This is a genomic window from Haemophilus parainfluenzae, assembly GCF_003252755.1.
In the GTDB taxonomy this organism is placed as follows: domain Bacteria; phylum Pseudomonadota; class Gammaproteobacteria; order Enterobacterales; family Pasteurellaceae; genus Haemophilus_D; species Haemophilus_D parainfluenzae_N.
Window position 1 is genome coordinate 74,051 of the sequence record NZ_QEPT01000007.1, and the last position, 19,232, is coordinate 93,282.

The window sequence follows — 19,232 nt, forward strand, 5'->3', positions numbered from 1 at the left end:
TCAATTTTATGTTAATTAATTAGGCATCAATCATGCTCGAATTCGCTCATCAAGAACATATCAAATCTTATTATTTCGACAGTCGAAACCAAACCTTCGAATTGCCGCCTCTCACTCAGCAAGAAGAATCGGATGTTTGTGTTATTGGTGCGGGTTTCTTCGGTTTATCAGCCGCTCTTGAATTAGCAGAAAAAGGCAAGAAAGTCATTGTGTTAGAAGGTGCAAGAGTGGGATTTGGCGCTTCAGGCAGAAGTGGCGGTCAAGCCATCAACGGTTTTGAAGAAGGCATTGATGAATATATTGCACAAGTGGGCTTTGATAAAGCAAAACAACTTTGGGATATGTCGCTAGAAGCTATTGATATTATTGATGAACGCATTGCGAAATATGGCATTCAATGTGATTGGAAAAAAGGCTATGCCACATTGGCGTTAAATGAACGTCGTATGGACGATCTCATTGAAATGGAAAAAGCTAGCCATGCGACTTTTGGCTATGACAAGATGCAACTTTGGGATAAAGCCAAACTAAAACAACATCTAGGCAGTGATATTTATGTAGGCGGGTTATACGATAGCAATTCAGGCCACTTACACCCATTAAACTATTGCTTAGGTTTAGCAAAAGCCTGCCTAGATTTAGGCGTACAGATTTACGAACAATCGCCTGTTGTGGATTTAGTAGAAAAATCAGGTTGTATTGAAGTTAAAACTGATAAAAGTGCGGTCATTTCTCAAGATGTTATTTTAGCTACCAACGCTTATATTGATGCGTTACCAAAATCCATTCATCGAGGCATTAATCGTAAAATTTTGCCAGTAGAAAGCTTTATTATTGCGACCGAACCCTTAGATCAAGCTACAGCTGATTCCGTGATCAATAATGGCATGTCGGTTTGCGATAATAATATCTTGCTCGATTACTATCGTTTGAGTGCGGATAACCGTTTGTTATTTGGTAGTGACTCGAGTTCTGAAAAAGATATGGTACAGATTATGCGCGGTAATATGTTGCATGTTTTCCCTCAATTGGAAAACGTCAAAATTGACTATGGCTGGGCAGGACCGATTGATATGACACTCAACGCAAGTCCGCATTTTGGTCGTATCTCACCGCACATTTATTTCGCACAAGGCTATTCTGGACACGGCGTCGCACTCACTGGACTTGCTGGACGCATTATTGCCGAAGCGATTTTAGGTAATGACGAACGTTTGAGAATTTTTGAAGGGTTGAAAGTGCCTTCGTTTTACGGTGGAAAATCCCTCAAAAAATTAGCCACCAAGATCGGCACACTCTATTACAAATTCCTCGATCGTTATCGTTAATCAAAAAAAGCAAAGGCGTGTATCAAACACGCCTTTATTGTTTCGATGACATTTAAGGTTTAATGTCTCGTAAAATTGGATTTTGCATGGAAATCAAGGTTTCCGTTGATTGAATCTCATCAATTAACTGGATCTTAGTCGCCAGCACGGAATGTAATTCCGCAATGGTGTGTGTCATTACTTTAATAAAAATCGAATAATTCCCCGTGGTGTAATAGGCTTCCACCACCTCATCAAAGGTGTCGAGCTTTTTAATCACTTTTTCGTAATCTTTTGCGCTTTTCAAAATAATGCCAATAAAGCAGCACACATCATAACCCAGCTTACGCTCATCAATAATCGCTTTTGTGCCTTCAATCAAACCAGACTGACGCATTTTCTCTACACGAACATGAATCGTACCTGGGCTCACGCCAAAGCTTTTCGCCATTTCGGCATAAGGTGTACGCGCATCTTTAGTCAGCACACGGAGAATTTGGCGATCAAGTGTATCGATATTGTTCATAAAACACTCCTTATTAGATCTTTTTCAAAATATCTTCTTTATTTTTGATAATATTCAACATTTAAAACAATGTAAAGAAATTACTTGAAATAATTTGTCATTTTATTGAATAATGCATAACAAATCTTACCAGTTATTATAAAAAGAAGGATAAATATGAAAAAGACGTTTATTTTACAACAACAAGAAATTAGCTTTGTAAAGAACACCTTTACTCAAAACTTGATTGAACAACTTGGCATTATCGAAGTACAAGGTCCAATCCTTAGTGAAGTTGGCAACGGTATGCAAGATAACTTATCAGGCATTGAGAAAGCGGTTCAAGTAAACGTGAAATGTATCCCAAATGCGGTTTATGAAGTGGTTCACTCATTAGCTAAATGGAAACGCCATACTCTCGCTCGTTTCCACTTTAAAGAAGGTGAAGGCTTATTTGTTCATATGAAAGCATTACGTCCAGATGAAGATTCATTGGATCAAACTCACTCTGTTTATGTGGACCAATGGGACTGGGAAAAAGTGATTCCTGAAGGTCGTCGTAACTTTGCTTATTTAAAAGAAACGGTACGTTCTATCTATCGCGCAATCCGTTTAACTGAATTAGCGGTAGAAGCTCGCTTTGACATTCCATCAAGCTTACCGAAAGAAATCACCTTCGTTCACAGTGAGGATTTAGTGAAACGCTACCCGGATTTAAGCAGTAAAGAACGTGAAAACGCCATTTGTAAAGAATATGGCGCCGTGTTCTTAATTGGTATCGGTGGCAAATTGTCAGACGGTAAACCACATGATGGCCGTGCACCAGACTACGATGACTGGACAACAGAATCTGAAAACGGCTACAAAGGTTTAAACGGTGATATTTTGGTGTGGAACGCTGAGTTAGGTAAAGCGTTTGAGCTTTCTTCAATGGGTATTCGTGTGGATGAATCCGCGTTACGTTTACAAGTTGGTTTAACCGGTGATGAAGATCGCTTAAAAATGGATTGGCACCAAGATTTATTAAACGGTAAATTACCTCTCACCATCGGGGGCGGTATCGGTCAATCTCGTATGGCAATGCTTTTACTTCACAAAAAACACATTGGTGAAGTGCAATCAAGCGTATGGCCGAAAGAAATGTTAGAACAATATCAACACATTCTTTAATCGAACGAGAAAATAAAAAAGTGCGGTGAAATTTCACCGCACTTTTGTTTTTGGAAAGATTAATTAATCTTGCAATGGCCCACTGTTAAACATTGGCAATCCCATGGTTTTTAAGCTGTCACGATAAATACCCAGCAAATCTTTCTCTGTAATTTTTTGTAGCTGATCTAACGGTTTATCTAATGCGGCGACCGTTTCAATCACAAGACAAGGAAACCTTGAAGATTTTTTGCATAATTAGTTCTCCATATTGGATTAAATAACAAAAAGAGCGGTCACTTTTTTATCAGTTTCCGCTCTTTTCACTAAGCTTGATTCATCGACATACACAATAACGTCAATGGATGGATACAAGTCACGTTAGATGACATATCGATCTGCCATTTACAAGTTTGGCATTCAGAGATCACGTAATCAAATCCGCCTGCATTGATGTTATCGAATAAGTTTTTACCGATAGATTGGGAAACCTCGTAGTTTTCTTCTTTGAAACCGTATGTTCCTGCAATACCACAACATTGTGATGGGAGCATCACCACTTCTAAACCTGGAATTTGTTTTAACACTTCCAAGGTGTATGGTGCCCAACCTGCTTTATCCACGTGACATGCAGTATGATAAGCTACACGCAATTTCAATGGTTTAAGCGGTAAGGTTTTACCTTCTTTAAAGAGTTGATACAAGAATGGTGTCACCATGTGAATATGCGGACGAACTTTCGCATTATCGATACCTAAAATATGATGATATTCATCACGTAAATTTAAGGCACAACTTGATGCTTCGCTGATCACATCCAAGCCATTTTCATCCACCATTTTGCCGATATAATCGGTGTTAAATTGCGCGATTTTTTTCGCTCGTTCTGGGAATTGGTTCACGCTCAATGGCAAGCCACAGCATTTTTCTTTTTCCAATAACACCACGCCAATATCCATGGCATTGAACACTTGAATAAATTCTTTACCCAATTGTGGATTATTGTAGTTCACATAACAACCGTGATAATACGCCACTTTACGTTCGAATTTTTGTTGGCTTTCCACCATTTTCTTCATATACCAGCTACGGAACGTACCGAAAGCATATTTTGGTAATGTACGATGACGGCTGATTTTTAACGCTTTTTCCAACACAAATTTTGTCGCTTTCAAGCCCGTAATCGTATTCACAATCGGAGCAAGCGGTGTATTAAGTGACCCCATAATATCGGTGTTACTTAAAATCGCATCACGTAATTTTTGCACGGCTGGTTTATGTTGTTGAGCAAGGTATTTGTTTCTTGCACGAACGATAATGTCACCAATTTTTACATCAGACGGACACGCAATTTCACAACGTTTACAGTTAGTACAGTATTTCAATGCTTCATCATAAAGCTCGGCTGATTTTAAGCGTAAACGCTCACCATCTGGACCTGATTGTTTTGGCCCCGGGTAGTTTGGATTTTGACGCGAAACCGGACACACTGCTGTACATGCCGTACATTTAATACAGCTCTCAAAGCTTTCATCAAAAGCATGATGATGCTGTGGTGCATTAAGGGATTGTTTTGCATTATCAATTAATTGTTGAATGTTCATAACGCCTCCTTAATGTGTGTTGTGAAGAATTTCATCAGCAACAGCAAGCGCTGTTACCACTGCCACGCCTGAACCACAACCAAGCTCTAACGCATTGAAACCACCAATCACATTACCCACCGCATACAAATTCGTTAAAAATTGACCGCTCTTTTGTACTTGGCATTGTGCATTAATCGCCACGCCTGCAGATTGATACGGTTGAGGATTTGAGAAACGGTGATCTGTCCAAGTAAAACGATCAGTATCGTTAAAGCCTTCCACACCGATAATGTCAGAATGGAATACGGGCTCGTAGATTTTATCGAATTCAGAGACTAAGCCTTTACTGAAGAAGCTGCCTGACGCTAAGACGAAATGCTCAGCCGTGATTTCTTCCTCTTCGTGCAAACGCGTTTGAATAGCACGAACTTTGTTGCCATGAAAATGTGCTTTTAATGCGCTATCACCATTCATCATGAGTCCGCCTAATTTCTCAAAACGATGACGTAATTGAATACGTTGACGCATACCTAATAAAGACGGTGGTAAAGTTGGTAATTCAAATAATGGTAAGCCAGTTACTTTACGAAGTGACTCCATAAACTCTTGATTTTCTAAACCGAAACAAGCTGGTAAGAAAATTGCTTCTGTGCCTTTCGCGGCGTCTTTCATTTCAGCCACAAGATCATCAAATTTCAGTTTATATTCTAAAACTTGCGCAATATTCACACTGCGGAATTCACGCGAATTGGCACGTAGCTGATCTAATTCTGGAATATTTAAAAAGCCTGTTTTTACTTCACAATGTGCAAACTGTGGATTCAGCGTGAGGTTATCTGCCAATAATTCTGGTTGGAAATCGTGATAGCCTTCAATGCCTAAAACCGCAATTTTTTTATAAGAGAATGGGGTTTCGCCTTGCACAGTTGGCACACTATTTGGTGAAAGCCATGCACCGCGTAAACTGCCTAAACCCGTTACACGAAGATGATTTTCTGCGGTTGAACCAACTAAATCTAAATTTAACGACTCCGCTAATTTTTCGAAATCTTGCGCTTTCGCTAATACGCGTTCAGCACCCATAATGCTATAAGGGTGTTGTGGTAATTGAGCTGCAAGTGCGGTCAAATTTTCAGGGATATTTTTAACAAACGCACCATTTGGTAAACGGCTTAATAAATCCAATGAGCCGGATGCAAAATCAATCGCCGCTTGACCGTTATTGATAATGACACAACGTTTGCCTTGTTCTTGTAGAGCGATGCCGCAAGTTAAACCTGCAAGGCCGCCACCAATAATCACTACATCAAAATTCATTGTTATCCGTCCCTTGCTGTTTGTCAGTTTCAAGCGGTTGAACATCGTTTAAGCCCAACACACTGCCATACATCCATGAAGTAAATTCCGCTTCACGAATCGCCTCACCCCATGCAATAGGTTCAATACCGCGCCAACGCTCTTCCATGAAAGCGGTTAATTGTGTGGTCGATTGGCGAGGTGTTGCCACTTCAAAACGATGCATTAAGCCAGCCGCACGACATGCACAAAGCTCAGCTTGGCAAGTCCCCATACCCACACGAGTACGGCGACGTAAATCCACTAAGTTATTCACATTTAATTCATCAACAGCATAACGGACTTCACCCGCTGTTACTGCTTCACATTCACACACCATTGAACGATCAAGACGTTCTTTATCTAATAAACGAGTGGCACGAGAACCATGACGATACACGGCTGAATAACGAATTGTACTTGGAAGTGAAATCACTTTCTGATTGGTTTCTGCACGGCTTTCGGTTGAACCAGGCAATGGACGCTCAGCGGTTGTACAACGTGCGGTTTTGTTGAGTTTTTTACAAACAAGATCCGTTGCCCATTCAGCCATTAAGCGATAAGTCATTAATTTACCACCAGTGATAGTGATAAAGCCATCTAAGCCATCACGCTCTGCGTGGTCAAGTAACACGATACCACGACTTACGTTACGACCAGATGGGTCGTCATCAGATGCCACTAACGGACGCACTCCGGCATAAGCACGTAATACACGAGTATGACGCAAGCTTGGCGCAAGTTTTTCCCCTTCACGGAATAAGATATCCACTTCTTCTGGGGTGACTTCCATATTATCGATTTGATCGTAAGGAATACGGCTAGAGGTTGTACCGATAACACAAATGGTATCTCCTGGCACAAGAATGTCCGCATCCGCAGGTTTACGGCAACGGTTAATCACCATTTTGTTGATACGATGACCCATGACAAGTAATGCACCTTTTGCTGGGAACATTTTGATTTTGAGATCCGCATATTCTGCGATACCTTGCCCCCAAATACCACCTGCATTGACGACTAATGGCGCAAAGAATTTACGGTTTACGCGATTTTTGTGATCGTAAACATCCACACCGATGACTTTGCCACCTTCGCGAATTAAGCTTTTCACTTCGCAATAAGTGAACATTTTCGCGCCATTTTCGGTGGCATCCATCACGTTAGAAGCCGTTAAACGGAAAGGATCGATTGAACCATCTGGCACCACAACGGCACCCACTAAATCTGGGTTTACCGATGGTTCCATAATTTGGGCTAGTTTAGGATCAATGGCGACAGCTTCAATACCGGATTTGGTACAACTTTCGATGAAGGTTTTTTGATAATCAAGGGAATCTTCAGGTAAGGTAATAAATAAACCTTCTGTTTCATCCACACAATGACGAGCGATATTGCGCAGAATTTTATTTTCTTTAATACATTCTTCTGCTGATTCCTGATCGTTTACGGCATAACGTGCACCACTATGTAACAAACCGTGGTTACGGCCTGTTGCGCCTGTCGCAATATCACGACGCTCTAATAAAATACAGTTAATTCCACGCAATGCACAGTCACGAGCAATCCCCGCACCTGTCGCACCGCCACCAATGATAATCACATCCGTCGAGATAGGTGAAAAATCACCCACATCACGATACATATTAGGCGATAATCCCATTGTTACCCCCAAAGCCAAAATGTTAATAAAAAGAAACGTAAAAACTGTTACAAATTCCATGGCTATTGTATGGGAGAGCGGTTAAATTCACAACATTCTGAGCGAAAAAGAAAGCTGTTTTGTGAGATAGATCACACAATTTTCGAATTCGCTCATTTGTTAAAAAATATTTTGTGAAATGCATCACATTTTTGAATTATTTCTCTTTTTAATTTCTATTTTTATTTTATCATGCACGCTATCCCCATCATGGGGGTGGACTCATAATTAAAATGATTTTGGAGAGAAATTATGTTTGGACCATTTAAACCCGCTCCGCATATTGCGGAACTTCCAGCGGAGAAAATTGATTCCACGTATAAACGCTTACGTTGGCAAGTGTTTGCAGGGATCTTCTTTGGTTATGCCGCTTACTATTTTGTACGTGCAAACTTTGACTTGGCACAACCTGGTTTAATTCAAGCCGGCTTGTACTCAAAAGCGGAATTAGGTGTTATCGGCTCAGCGGCCGGTCTTGCCTATGGTTTATCTAAGTTCGTCATGGCAGGTATGTCTGACCGTTCGAACCCTCGTGTATTCTTACCATTTGGTTTATTGCTTTCTGGTCTTTGTATGACCATGATGGGTTTATTCCCATGGGCAACTTCAGGCATTGCCATCATGTGGGTAATGATCTTCTTAAATGGTTGGTTCCAAGGTATGGGTTGGCCTCCATGTGGTCGTACAATGGTACACTGGTGGTCTAAATCAGAACGCGGTACTATCGTATCTATCTGGAATACCGCGCACAACATCGGTGGTATGATGCCGGGTGCAATGGTGCTATTAGCAAGTGCCGTCTTCTTCAGCACTCATGGTGTCGAAGCACAAGCAAAAGATATTTGGCAACAATCCCTCTACTATCCGGGTATTGCTGCAATGATCTGTGCAATTCCAGTTTACTTCGTGATGCGTGATACTCCACAATCTTGTGGTTTACCATCAATCGAAAAATGGCGTAATGACTACCCAGATGACTATAACGAAAAAACTTACGAAAACGATTTAAGCACAAAAGAAATCTTCGTAACTTATGTATTGAAAAACAAATTGTTATGGTACATCGCGATTGCTAACGTATTCGTATACTTAATCCGCTACGGCGTATTAAAATGGTCTCCGGTTTACTTAAGTGAAGTAAAACACTTCAACATCAAAGGTACCGCATGGGCATACACAATCTATGAATTAGCAGCGGTTCCAGGTACATTATTATGTGGTTGGGTATCAGATAAAGTCTTCAAAGGTAAACGTGGCTTAACCGGTTTCATCTTCATGATCTTAACTACAGCCGCAGTTGTAGCATACTGGATGAACCCAGCTACACCAGAAGCAGAGCTTGCAAACTACTCAGCTTGGTATGAAAACCCATATCAATTAACTGACTTCGTATTAATGACCTTAATCGGTTTCTTAATCTACGGTCCTGTAATGTTAATCGGCTTACACGCTCTTGAGCTTGCACCGAAAAAAGCAGCAGGTACAGCAGCAGGTTTCACCGGTTTATTCGGTTACTTAGGTGGTACTGTATCAGCGTCAGCTGTTATCGGTTGGGCAGCACAACACTATGGTTGGGACGGCGGTTTCTACGTCATGATCGGTGGTGGTGTCTTAGCGGTGTTATTACTCTTCATCGTAATGGTTGAAGAAGGTAAACACAAAGCGAAATTAGGCGATACCTACGGTAAATAATCTATAAATTAAAGGCGACAGGCGAAGGCTTGCCGCCTTTTTTATTACAAAAAACAACTGAATTTTTAACCGCACTTTCAAGGAGAAATGCTTATGAAACTCAAAACTTTAGCGCTTTCTTTATTAGCTGCAGGCGTACTTGCAGGATGTAGCGCACACTCTTCTGTGGACACTATGAAATCAGACAAAATTATCATTGCTCACCGTGGTGCAAGTGGTTACTTACCAGAGCATACACTTGAGTCTAAAGCGCTTGCATTCGCACAACACGCAGACTACTTAGAACAAGACTTAGCGATGACAAAAGATGGTCGTTTAGTGGTTATCCATGACCACTTCTTAGACGGCTTAACTGACGTGGCGAAAAAATTCCCAAATCGTCATCGTAAAGATGGTCGTTACTATGTAATCGACTTCACCTTAAAAGAAATTCAAAGTTTAAATATGACTGAAAACTTTGAAACTAAAGACGGTAAACAAGTTGCAGTATATCCGGGCCGTTTCCCACTTTGGAAATCACACTTCAAAATCCATACTTTTGAAGATGAGTTAGAATTTATCCAAGGTTTAGAAAAATCGACTGGTAAAAAAGTGGGTATCTATCCTGAAATCAAAGCACCTTGGTTCCACCACCAAAATGGCAAAGACATTGCAGTTGAAACCCTTAAAGTGTTGAAAAAATACGGTTACGATAAGAAATCTGACATGGTTTACTTACAAACCTTCGACTTCAATGAGTTAAAACGAATCAAAAACGAATTGCTACCAAAAATGGGCATGGATTTAAAACTTGTTCAATTAGTGGCATACACCGACTGGCATGAAACTGAAGAAAAAGATGCAAAAGGCAAATGGGTGAACTACGATTACGATTGGATGTTCAAACCAGGTGCAATGGCAGAAGTGGTGAAATATGCTGACGGCGTTGGCCCAGGTTGGTACATGTTAGTGGATAAAGAAAAATCTAAACCAGGTAACATCGTATACACCCCATTAGTGAAAGAACTCGCACAATACAAAGTGGAATTACACCCATACACCGTGCGTAAAGATGCGTTACCTGAATTCTTCACTGACGTAAATCAAATGTACGATGCGTTATTGAATAAATCTGGTGCAACCGGGGTATTCACCGACTTCCCAGACACTGGCGTTGAGTTTTTGAAAAAACAAAAATAATACGTAAGTAAAAGTAATAAAAAGAGCGGTCAAAATTCGTTGTGATTTTTGACCGCTTTTTTAACATTTATATTATAAATATTCTAAAATAGAAACGTCTTCCATCTTATAAAATTACTATTCTCTGATACTAAGTTTAAATCCTCTGAAAAAATCAACTACTATAAAATTTTATGGTCATTATTTTTTATTATTTTCAGTCTTTTTGCTATTATTAACTTTTTTACTATCATTGGCTTTTTTACTATCATTGGCTTTTTTACTGAGATCAGCTTTTTTATAGTTCTTAGGAAAACCTCTTTTCATAAATTTAATATCTTCAGATGTAAAACTCAAACATCTAGAGAAATCTAATTTTTGATCATTCAACTTCTGATTATCTTCCTTTTCAAAATCATGCGGGCAGATAACTCTCACATTCCCTACATTCAGAATAAGATATCCATGAATATAAGTATAAGTTCTTTTATTAATAGTATTCACATATTTTTCGAATTTATTACGTTCTATTAACTCTAGAAAATCTCCATTTTTCAAAAGATATCCTCCGCTTTCTGATGGGCTTTGTGCAACACCAATAGGCTTTAATATCATTCTTTGTAATTTGAATTCATCTCCTATCATAGATAGACAGATAAATAATGCAACATAAAATAAAAAAGAACCCCATAAATATTTAACTATATCAATATCTAGATTAAAAAAAATTAAATTCCCAGCAATTAAAAATATTAAATATAAAATGACCAACCAAAAAAATACAGAAGTGCTATTGTTTGACATTTCAATAAATATATATGTTGGAATAATAAAGAATGAAGAAGATATAAAATAACAAAAAAAATATAAAACTATAAAACTAAATTTTTTTGAAAATAATTCACTTATTTCTGATGAATAAATCAACAACCTAATTAAAACAAAGGAAACTGCAAACAAAATATAACCATAAAGCACATTATCCAGAACGTTAGAATATAAAAGCATAAAAGATAAAAAAGACGATATTATAATAGGATGAGCTGTGATGTACAAAAATTTTTTAGATCTTAAAAAATTTGCAAAATCAGATTTATCAGATTTATCTGATAATAATACCTTAATAATTAAAGATGGCAAATTCAAAGCAGTAAATAACATTACAAAAAAAAATGGAATAGATAATACCCCATGAGAAGAAAAACTTGCTTGCGAAAAAATATACAATTTATCTATAGTTCTCAAATACATCCAAATAAATATAAAGCCTAGAATAGATAGAATAATAGCCAGGCTAGACAAATTTCCAAAAATAAGTTTTAATACATCTTCTTTTTTAGTGTTAGATTTACAATTATTAGACATGATATTAATTTATTAGCAATTATAGCGACAACCAGTTCCAAGCCATTCTGATTAGCAGAGGAGGTTGTAATCAAATTTTTAGGTGCGTGAGTTCTGTATATCCTTCATCATGACGATATAACTATCAGTATATAAATATTATCACTGCTTATTTACTACTAAGTTTTTTATATCTTAGTAAAAAAGCTTGCCGTTTATCCCAGCAAGCCTTTTAAAATCTAGCTATTACGCAAATTGTTTTTTATTATTTAAATAGCGTTTCGCACACTCTGCTGCAGCAACTAAGCCACCTGCCATCATAATAATATCTTTAATCACGAGTCGGCCAGCACCTGAGAGATATGGGAAGCCATAATTAGGTGTTGGGAAGTCCCCACCTAAATTCGGCACCCAGGTTTCTGGCGTAAATATCAGGAAGGACAGCGTGACTATCGACATACCAAACGTGAGTAAGCCTCCAAATAGCCCTAGTGTTGGTGACCAAATGCCTGCTAATACTAAAATACCAATTGTCACAATGATTGCGCCAATAATATAAGAAGCGGTATAGGTGCCGTTGGCTTTATGCCATTCGATATTTTTTGCGACCATTTTGCCTTCAGGGTTTTTATATAAGGTATATTCTTTTACTAAAACACCCTTATCATTTGTCACTTCATTTGCACCGTTTTTGTAAAGGAAACTTAAGAAAGGACTATTTGACACAAAGTGTGCAATACCATCTGCCTCATATTGGCAAACTTTTAAACCTCCAATCCAAACCATCACAACACAAATCGCAATGCGGATAAAGTTAATAAATTGACGTTGCAATGGCGCAACAATATTAGCTAGCAATGTAACTAATGCACTCATGTAGAACTCCTCATATAGTTCAATTGATATTACAGGCATAATGCCCAAGAATTTTTATATAAAATATTTATATAAATCATTAACAATATTACTCACTAATATTGTTGGTGTTTTTTTATTGATCAGATTTATGCAATAAAAAAAGAGATACCAATTTCTTAGTATCTCTTATTTTTAATTAATTTTCCGTGATCGATTTCACATTATTTGAAATTCACTCTCGCATTTCTAAAAATTCTCATCCATGCGCCATCTTCAGACCAATCTTCTGGATACCATGAGTTGCTCACGGCACGGAATACACGTTCTGGGTGTGGCATCATCGCGGCAATACGACCGTCCACGTTAGAAATTGCGGTAATCCCTAATGCTGAACCATTTGGGTTAGCAGGATAGGTTTCAGTCACATTTAAATGGCTGTCGATATATTGCGCCACAATCAAGTTTTGGGTTTGAAGTGCGGTCAAATTCTCAGGTGTTTTGAATTCTACGCGACCTTCACCGTGAGAAACCGCAATCGGCATATGTGACCCCGCCATCCCTTTAAACCACAATGAGTTGGTGTCGTTGATTTTCACCATCGCGGCACGGGCTTCAAAACGCTCTGACTTATTACGCACAAAACGTGGCCAATTTTCTGCACCAGGGATAATTTCCGCAAGGGTGGAGATAAATTGACAGCCGTTACATACGCCTAATGAAAGGGTGTTTTCATTGGCGAAGAATTGGCTGAATTGATCGCGTAATTGTGGGTTAAATAAAATAGATTTCGCCCAGCCGCCGCCTGCACCTAATACGTCACCGTAAGAGAAGCCACCACAGGCCACCATCGCGTTGAAGTCGTTTAAGTTGTAACGGCCTGCCATTAAATCACTCATGTGAACATCAATCGCCGCAAAGCCTGCACGGTCAAAAGCCGCCGCCATTTCAACATGGCTGTTTACGCCTTGTTCACGCAATACCGCTACTTTTGGTTTCACGCCTTTGCTGATGTAAGGCGCAGCAATATCTTCATTCACATCATAAGTTAAGTGAGCAGATAAACCTTTGTTGTCTATTGCTTTTTTCGCTTCAAATTCTTGGTCAGCACATTCTGGGTTATCACGTAAGCGTTGCATTTGGTGAGTGAGTTCTGCCCAAATACTGCGTAATTCAGAGCGTTTTTCGCTTAATAATTTTTTGCTACCGCGTGTGATTTCAAAACGATCTTCTAAGCTTACAGAACCGAGTTCATAAGTTAAACCAAGCAAGTCATGGGCTTTTAATACCTCACGCACGGTGCTTAATTCACTTTCTGATACTTGGATCACTGCGCCTAATTCTTCATTGAATAACACGGCTAAATCATTGTCGCCTAATGCAGAAATATCCACATCCACACCGCAGTTACCCGCAAACGCCATTTCTGCAAGCGTGGTAATTAAACCACCGTCTGAACGGTCGTGGTAAGCCAATAATTTGCGCTCTGCTACTAGTGCTTGCATTGCATCAAAGAAGTTTTTCAGTTTAGCTACGTTTACCACATCAGCCGGTTTGTCACCTAATTGCTTATACACTTGCGCAAGTGCGGTCGCACCTAGGCGATTTTTTCTTTCGCCTAAATCAATCAATAATAAACGGCTTGCGCCTTTATCTGTGCGTAATTGAGGTGTCACGGTTTTGCGGACATCTTCCACGCGAGCAAAAGATGAAATCACTAAAGAAAGCGGAGCTGTTACTGATTTTTTCTCGCCATTTTCTTCCCAGGTGGTTTTCATCGACATGGAGTCTTTACCCACTGGAATGGTGATTCCTAATGCAGGGCAAAGTTCTTCACCCACTGCTTTTACCGCTTCATATAAGCCAGCGTCTTCACCACCATGACCTGCTGCAGACATCCAGTTTGCAGACAGTTTGATGCGTTTAATATTGCCAATGTTGGTGCCCGCAATGTTGGTAATGGATTCAGCCACCGATAAACGTGCAGAAGCACCAAAGTCTAATAATGCCACAGGTGCACGCTCGCCCATTGCCATGGCTTCACCGTGATAGCTGTCTAATGAAGCGGTTGTGACGGCCACATCAGACACCGGAATTTGCCATGGGCCTACCATTTGATCACGCGCTACCATACCTGTTACCGAACGGTCGCCAATGGTGATTAAGAACGTTTTTTCTGCCACCACCGGTAAACGTAATACACGATGAAAAGCTTCTTTTAATTGAATATTTTCTGTTGCAAGCGGTTGATTTTCGACAGTTTTTGACGAAACCTCGCGCGTCATTTTCGGGGTTTTGCCCAATAACACATTCATTGGCAAATCAATTGGATTATTATCAAAATGACTATCGTGCAAGGTTAAATGTTTCTCTTCCGTTGCCTCACCAATGACCGCAAACGGCGCACGCTCACGCTCACAAAGTGCGGTAAATAATTCGAGTTTTTCTGGTGCAACCGCTAATACATAACGTTCTTGCGATTCGTTACACCAAATTTCTAATGGCGACATCCCTTTTTCATCACAAAGGATGGAACGTAAGTCAAATTTACCGCCACGTTCGCCATCATGAACTAATTCAGGCATTGCATTGGATAAACCACCCGCACCCACATCGTGGATAAAGAGAATTGGGTTTTCATCACCTAATTGCCAGCAGCGATCAATCACCTCTTGGCAACGGCGTTCCATTTCTGGGTTTTCACGTTGAACAGAGGCAAAATCTAAATCTTCTTTTGATTTCCCGCTGTCCATCGAAGACGCTGCCCCACCGCCTAAGCCGATGTTCATGGCTGGGCCGCCTAATACGATCAATTTCGCACCGACTGGAATTTCACCTTTTTGAACGTGTTCGCCGCGAATATTACCAATACCGCCGGCTAACATAATCGGTTTATGATAACCTCGCACTTCTTCACCGTTGAAGCTGTTGACTTTCTCTTCATAGGTACGGAAATAACCCAATAACGCAGGACGACCAAATTCATTGTTAAATGCTGCGCCACCTAATGGGCCTTCAATCATAATATCTAAGGCTGAAGCAATACGGTTTGGTTTAGAAAGTGGATTTTCCCAAGGTTGTTCAAAGTTAGGAATCACGAGGTTTGATACGGAGAAACCGGTTAAACCCGCTTTAGGTTTTGCACCACGACCCGTTGCGCCTTCATCACGAATCTCACCGCCCGAACCTGTTGCAGCACCAGGGAATGGCGAAATCGCGGTTGGGTGGTTATGGGTTTCCACTTTCATTAAGATATGCGCATCTTCATTGTGATAGCGATATTGTCCATCTTGATCCGCAAAGAAACGGCCGACTTTTGAGCCTTCCATCACCGCAGCATTATCTTTATAGGCTGAAAGCACGAAATCAGGGGTTTTCTCAAAGGTATTTTTAATCATCTTAAACAGGGATTTATCCTGTTTTTTGCCGTCAATAATCCAATCCGCATTAAAGATTTTATGGCGGCAGTGCTCAGAGTTGGCTTGCGCGAACATATAAAGTTCAATATCGTGTGGATTGCGCCCTAATTGGGTAAAGTTTTCCACCAAATAATCAATTTCATCTTCTGCCAGTGCCAAGCCTAATTCTACATTGGCTGTCACTAAGGCTTCACGTCCGCCTTTCAAAATATCCACGGTTTTAAACGGTTTCGGATCTTGATGACGGAATAAAATCTCTGCATCTTGCGGATTGCGCACCACGGTTTCCATCATTCGGTCATGTAAAAGTGCGGTCAATTTTTCTGTTGTTTTTTCATCAAGCGGTTGGCTTAACTCAAAATAATACGCCAAACCACGCTCAATGCGCTCTACTTCATTTAAACCGCAATTATGCGCGATATCCGTCGCTTTAGAAGACCAAGAAGAAATCGTGCCAACGCGAGGAATCACGATAAAGGTTTCACCTTTAGCATCGTGTTCTGCCAAGGTTGGGCCGTAATGTAACAATGCTTTTAGTTTTGCTTCCTGCTCGCTAACAAGCGGTCGATTTAATTCCACAAAATGCAAGTATTCCGCGTAAACCGATTTTACCGGTAATTGATTTTGTTGGAATTTTTGCATTAGACCTTGAATACGGAATTCAGAAAGGGCGGGGGAGCCACGAAAAGTTTGAAACATACGGGTACCTTTGAGTTGTGTTTGAGATGAAAATCGCGGGCTATTATAAAGGAAAACACGCCAAAACGAAAACGTTTGCGTCAATCATTTTCAAATGATTTTCAGTGGGAGAAAGCATATAATCATCAAGCTATTTCAAAACAATCCGAAAACTAACCGCACTTTGGGGCGCTACTATGATCATCAATGACATCAATTTCAACGATCTCTATCAACAACATCTGAAAGCCTGTAATCACTATAATCTTCCACCAACAAAATGGGATAAAAAAGCCCCTAAAATGGCCGAAAATTTAGTGGGCAAACCAAGCCGTTATAACGAGATCTTACTTAAAGCCATGAATGTGCAACCCAATGAAACCGTGTTAGATATCGGCTGTGGCCCCGGCACCTCTGTGATTCCTTTAGCCCAACAATGCCAAGCTGTGTATGCCCTCGATTACAGCCAAGGCATGTTAGAGATGGTTCAGCAATATAAAGAAAAGTATCAACTGAATAATATTACGCTTCTACATAAATCATGGTCGGATAACTGGGATGATGTACCTCAAGCAGATGTAATACTCGCCTCTCGCTCGACACTTGTGGATGATTTGGATGACATGATTGAAAAACTGCAAAGTAAGGCGAAAAAACGGGTCTTTTTAACCTCGGTGACACAACGCCATTTTCTCGATGAAGGCGTATTTGAAGCCATTGGTCGTGATGATGTGGGCTTTCCAACTTATATTTATTTAGTTAATCGCCTTTACCAAAAAGGCATTCACGCGAATGTGAGTTTTATTGAAACTGAATCAGGCCATTTCCAAGGCGACACCTTTGAGGATTTATTAAATTCTGTGGAGTTTTCTCTCGGTAATCTCACTGAAAAAGAAAAACAAGATTTGGCTCAATTCTATCAACAAAAACAAACTAATAACGACCCAATAAAACACGGACAACGTAAATGGGCGTTAATTTGGTGGGAGGTTTAAGAAAAAAAGCGGTCATTTTTGACCGCATTTTACGCTTTTAGATAGATTAAAGAATCTCTAATAACTTCGCAAAGTCATCAAACACCCAATCTGGGTTTGATTCAGCAATTGGAATGTTGTAGTTGTATCCGTAAGTTAAACCCACAGCAGGACAACCTGCTGAATGTGCTGCGAGAATATCATTTCGAGAGTCACCTACAAACAACACTTGACGAGGTTCTACGCCAAATTTACCACATAAATAATACAATGGGCCTGGATGTGGTTTAATCGCGGGTAATGATTGCCCACCAAGCATTTCACTGAATAAATGATCGATGCCAAATGCCGCCAATACTGGCTGAACATGGCGAGTTGGTTTGTTCGTTACCACGGCTAAGGTATAACCACGAGCTTTCAAAGTTTCCAATGTTTCTTTCACATTTGGATATAAACGACTCACATTGCAAAGATTCTCCGCGTAATACACATTAAAACGCTCTTTCACTTGCTCCATTTCTGCATCTGAAAAGTCTTTACCTGTTTGTACTTTTGCCCATTCTAAAGCGCGAGCAATCAATACAGGCGCCCCATTACCAATCCAAGTTAACACTAACTCTTCTGGTGCTTGGGGTAAATCAAAGTCTGCTAAAGCAGAATTCACAGATAACGCTAAATCCGGCAAGCTATTCACAAGCGTACCATCTAAATCAAAACCGATAACTTTAAATTGAGTCTTCATTCTCTCTACCATCTATTTAACTGAAGCTAACTGCTCACGCATTTGATCAATGATTTGTTTATAATCTAGTTTGCCAAAAATCGCTGAGCCTGCCACGAACATATCTGCACCGGCTACGGCGATTTCTGCAATATTATCCACTTTTACCCCACCATCAACTTCTAAACGGATATCTAAACCGCTTTCATCAATCAGACGACGTGCTTGTTGTAATTTTTTCAATGTGGAAGGTAAGAAGGATTGCCCACCAAATCCTGGATTCACGGACATTAACAAGATCACATCCACTTTATCTAATACATAATCCAAATAACTTAATGGCGTCGCTGGATTAAACACTAAACCTGATTTACAACCGTGATCACGAATGAGCTGTAAAGAGCGGTCAATATGTTCACTGGCTTCAGGATGAAATGTAATATAATCCGCACCGGCTTTGGCAAAATCAGGAATGATACGATCGACCGGTTTCACCATTAAATGCACATCAATAGGTGCTTTAATGCCATAATCACGCAAAGCTTTACACACGGCGGGGCCAAAGGTTAAATTCGGCACATAGTGATTATCCATTACATCAAAATGAATTACATCCGCACCGGCATTCAATACGTTTTGCACATCATCACCAAGACGAGCAAGATCTGCAGAAAGGATAGAAGGGGCGATTAAATAAGGTTTCATTTGTCATCTCCTAAAGGATAAAAGTGGTTGTAGTTTACTACGTTGAGCTCAATTTTACCTTGATTATTTACAAGTTTTAGCTGAAAACAAAGAAAAAATAAC

Annotated in this window: 14 protein-coding genes and 1 pseudogene; 5 read left to right on the top strand and 10 right to left on the bottom strand. The window is 39.9% G+C overall.

The window, feature by feature from the left end; all coding sequences use genetic code 11:
- The first annotated feature begins 32 nt into the window (after positions 1 to 32).
- On the top strand, positions 33 to 1,328 hold the full coding sequence (locus DPV95_RS08730) for an NAD(P)/FAD-dependent oxidoreductase (protein WP_111406961.1): 1,296 nt from the start codon (positions 33 to 35) through the stop codon (positions 1,326 to 1,328).
- Positions 1,329 to 1,380: 52 nt separating this feature from the next.
- Here the strand turns inward: DPV95_RS08730 and asnC are convergent, their stop codons facing one another.
- Positions 1,381 to 1,833, bottom strand: coding sequence for a transcriptional regulator AsnC (asnC, locus tag DPV95_RS08735; RefSeq protein WP_049367595.1), 453 nt, complete (start codon positions 1,831 to 1,833; stop codon positions 1,381 to 1,383).
- Positions 1,834 to 1,989: 156 nt separating this feature from the next.
- Between asnC and asnA the strand changes: the two genes are divergently transcribed.
- Positions 1,990 to 2,982 (top strand): aspartate--ammonia ligase, encoded by a 993-nt coding sequence (gene asnA, locus DPV95_RS08740; protein WP_049365717.1) that lies wholly within the window; start codon positions 1,990 to 1,992, stop codon positions 2,980 to 2,982.
- A 63-nt stretch (positions 2,983 to 3,045) separates the two neighbouring features.
- On the opposite strand, the pseudogene DPV95_RS08745 reads toward asnA, so the two are convergent.
- From DPV95_RS08745 to glpA, 4 genes and pseudogenes are all read right to left on the bottom strand, one after another.
- A pseudogene (locus DPV95_RS08745) lies at positions 3,046 to 3,183 on the bottom strand (transporter); the annotation flags it as partial.
- 104 nt (positions 3,184 to 3,287) lie between these two features.
- Entirely contained in the window at positions 3,288 to 4,565 is a 1,278-nt protein-coding gene (gene glpC / locus DPV95_RS08750; RefSeq protein ID WP_111406962.1) for an anaerobic glycerol-3-phosphate dehydrogenase subunit GlpC, read from the bottom strand.
- Positions 4,566 to 4,574: 9 nt separating this feature from the next.
- The gene (gene glpB, locus DPV95_RS08755; protein ID WP_111406963.1) at positions 4,575 to 5,864 is read right to left on the bottom strand and encodes a glycerol-3-phosphate dehydrogenase subunit GlpB; all 1,290 of its coding nucleotides are present in this window, start codon (positions 5,862 to 5,864) and stop codon (positions 4,575 to 4,577) included.
- Entirely contained in the window at positions 5,854 to 7,545 is a 1,692-nt protein-coding gene (gene glpA, locus DPV95_RS08760; RefSeq protein WP_111406964.1) for an anaerobic glycerol-3-phosphate dehydrogenase subunit A, read from the bottom strand. Before glpA ends, glpB begins: the two co-directional genes overlap by 11 nt.
- Before the next feature lie 291 nt (positions 7,546 to 7,836).
- On the opposite strand from glpA, the gene glpT reads away from it, so the two are divergent.
- Positions 7,837 to 9,276 (top strand): glycerol-3-phosphate transporter, encoded by a 1,440-nt coding sequence (gene glpT / locus DPV95_RS08765; protein ID WP_049367601.1) that lies wholly within the window; start codon positions 7,837 to 7,839, stop codon positions 9,274 to 9,276.
- A gap of 93 nt (positions 9,277 to 9,369) precedes the next feature.
- Positions 9,370 to 10,455: a glycerophosphodiester phosphodiesterase gene (glpQ, locus tag DPV95_RS08770; RefSeq protein ID WP_005697412.1), complete on the top strand. Its 1,086-nt coding sequence runs from the start codon at positions 9,370 to 9,372 to the stop codon at positions 10,453 to 10,455.
- Between the two features lie 180 nt (positions 10,456 to 10,635).
- Here glpQ and DPV95_RS08775 read toward each other — a convergent pair whose 3' ends face one another.
- From DPV95_RS08775 to purL, 3 genes are all read right to left on the bottom strand, one after another.
- On the bottom strand, positions 10,636 to 11,799 hold the full coding sequence (locus DPV95_RS08775) for a hypothetical protein (RefSeq protein WP_111406965.1): 1,164 nt from the start codon (positions 11,797 to 11,799) through the stop codon (positions 10,636 to 10,638).
- Between the two features lie 225 nt (positions 11,800 to 12,024).
- Complete coding sequence (locus DPV95_RS08780; protein ID WP_111406966.1) at positions 12,025 to 12,654, bottom strand: YkgB family protein; 630 nt, start codon at positions 12,652 to 12,654, stop codon at positions 12,025 to 12,027.
- Positions 12,655 to 12,857: 203 nt separating this feature from the next.
- Positions 12,858 to 16,751: a phosphoribosylformylglycinamidine synthase gene (purL, locus tag DPV95_RS08785; RefSeq protein ID WP_111406967.1), complete on the bottom strand. Its 3,894-nt coding sequence runs from the start codon at positions 16,749 to 16,751 to the stop codon at positions 12,858 to 12,860.
- A gap of 176 nt (positions 16,752 to 16,927) precedes the next feature.
- Here purL and DPV95_RS08790 point away from each other — a divergent pair, with 176 nt between their 5' ends.
- Positions 16,928 to 17,725, top strand: a complete 798-nt coding sequence (locus DPV95_RS08790; protein ID WP_049367609.1) for a class I SAM-dependent methyltransferase — start codon at positions 16,928 to 16,930, stop codon at positions 17,723 to 17,725.
- 46 nt (positions 17,726 to 17,771) lie between these two features.
- On the opposite strand, the gene DPV95_RS08795 is transcribed toward DPV95_RS08790, so the two are convergent.
- Positions 17,772 to 18,446, bottom strand: a complete 675-nt coding sequence (locus tag DPV95_RS08795) for a phosphoglycolate phosphatase (RefSeq protein WP_005697409.1) — start codon at positions 18,444 to 18,446, stop codon at positions 17,772 to 17,774.
- Positions 18,447 to 18,458: 12 nt separating this feature from the next.
- Positions 18,459 to 19,130 carry a ribulose-phosphate 3-epimerase gene (gene rpe, locus DPV95_RS08800; protein ID WP_049367611.1) on the bottom strand — a complete coding sequence of 224 codons (672 nt, stop codon included), beginning with the start codon at positions 19,128 to 19,130 and terminating at the stop codon, positions 18,459 to 18,461.
- Positions 19,131 to 19,232: the final 102 nt, after the last annotated feature.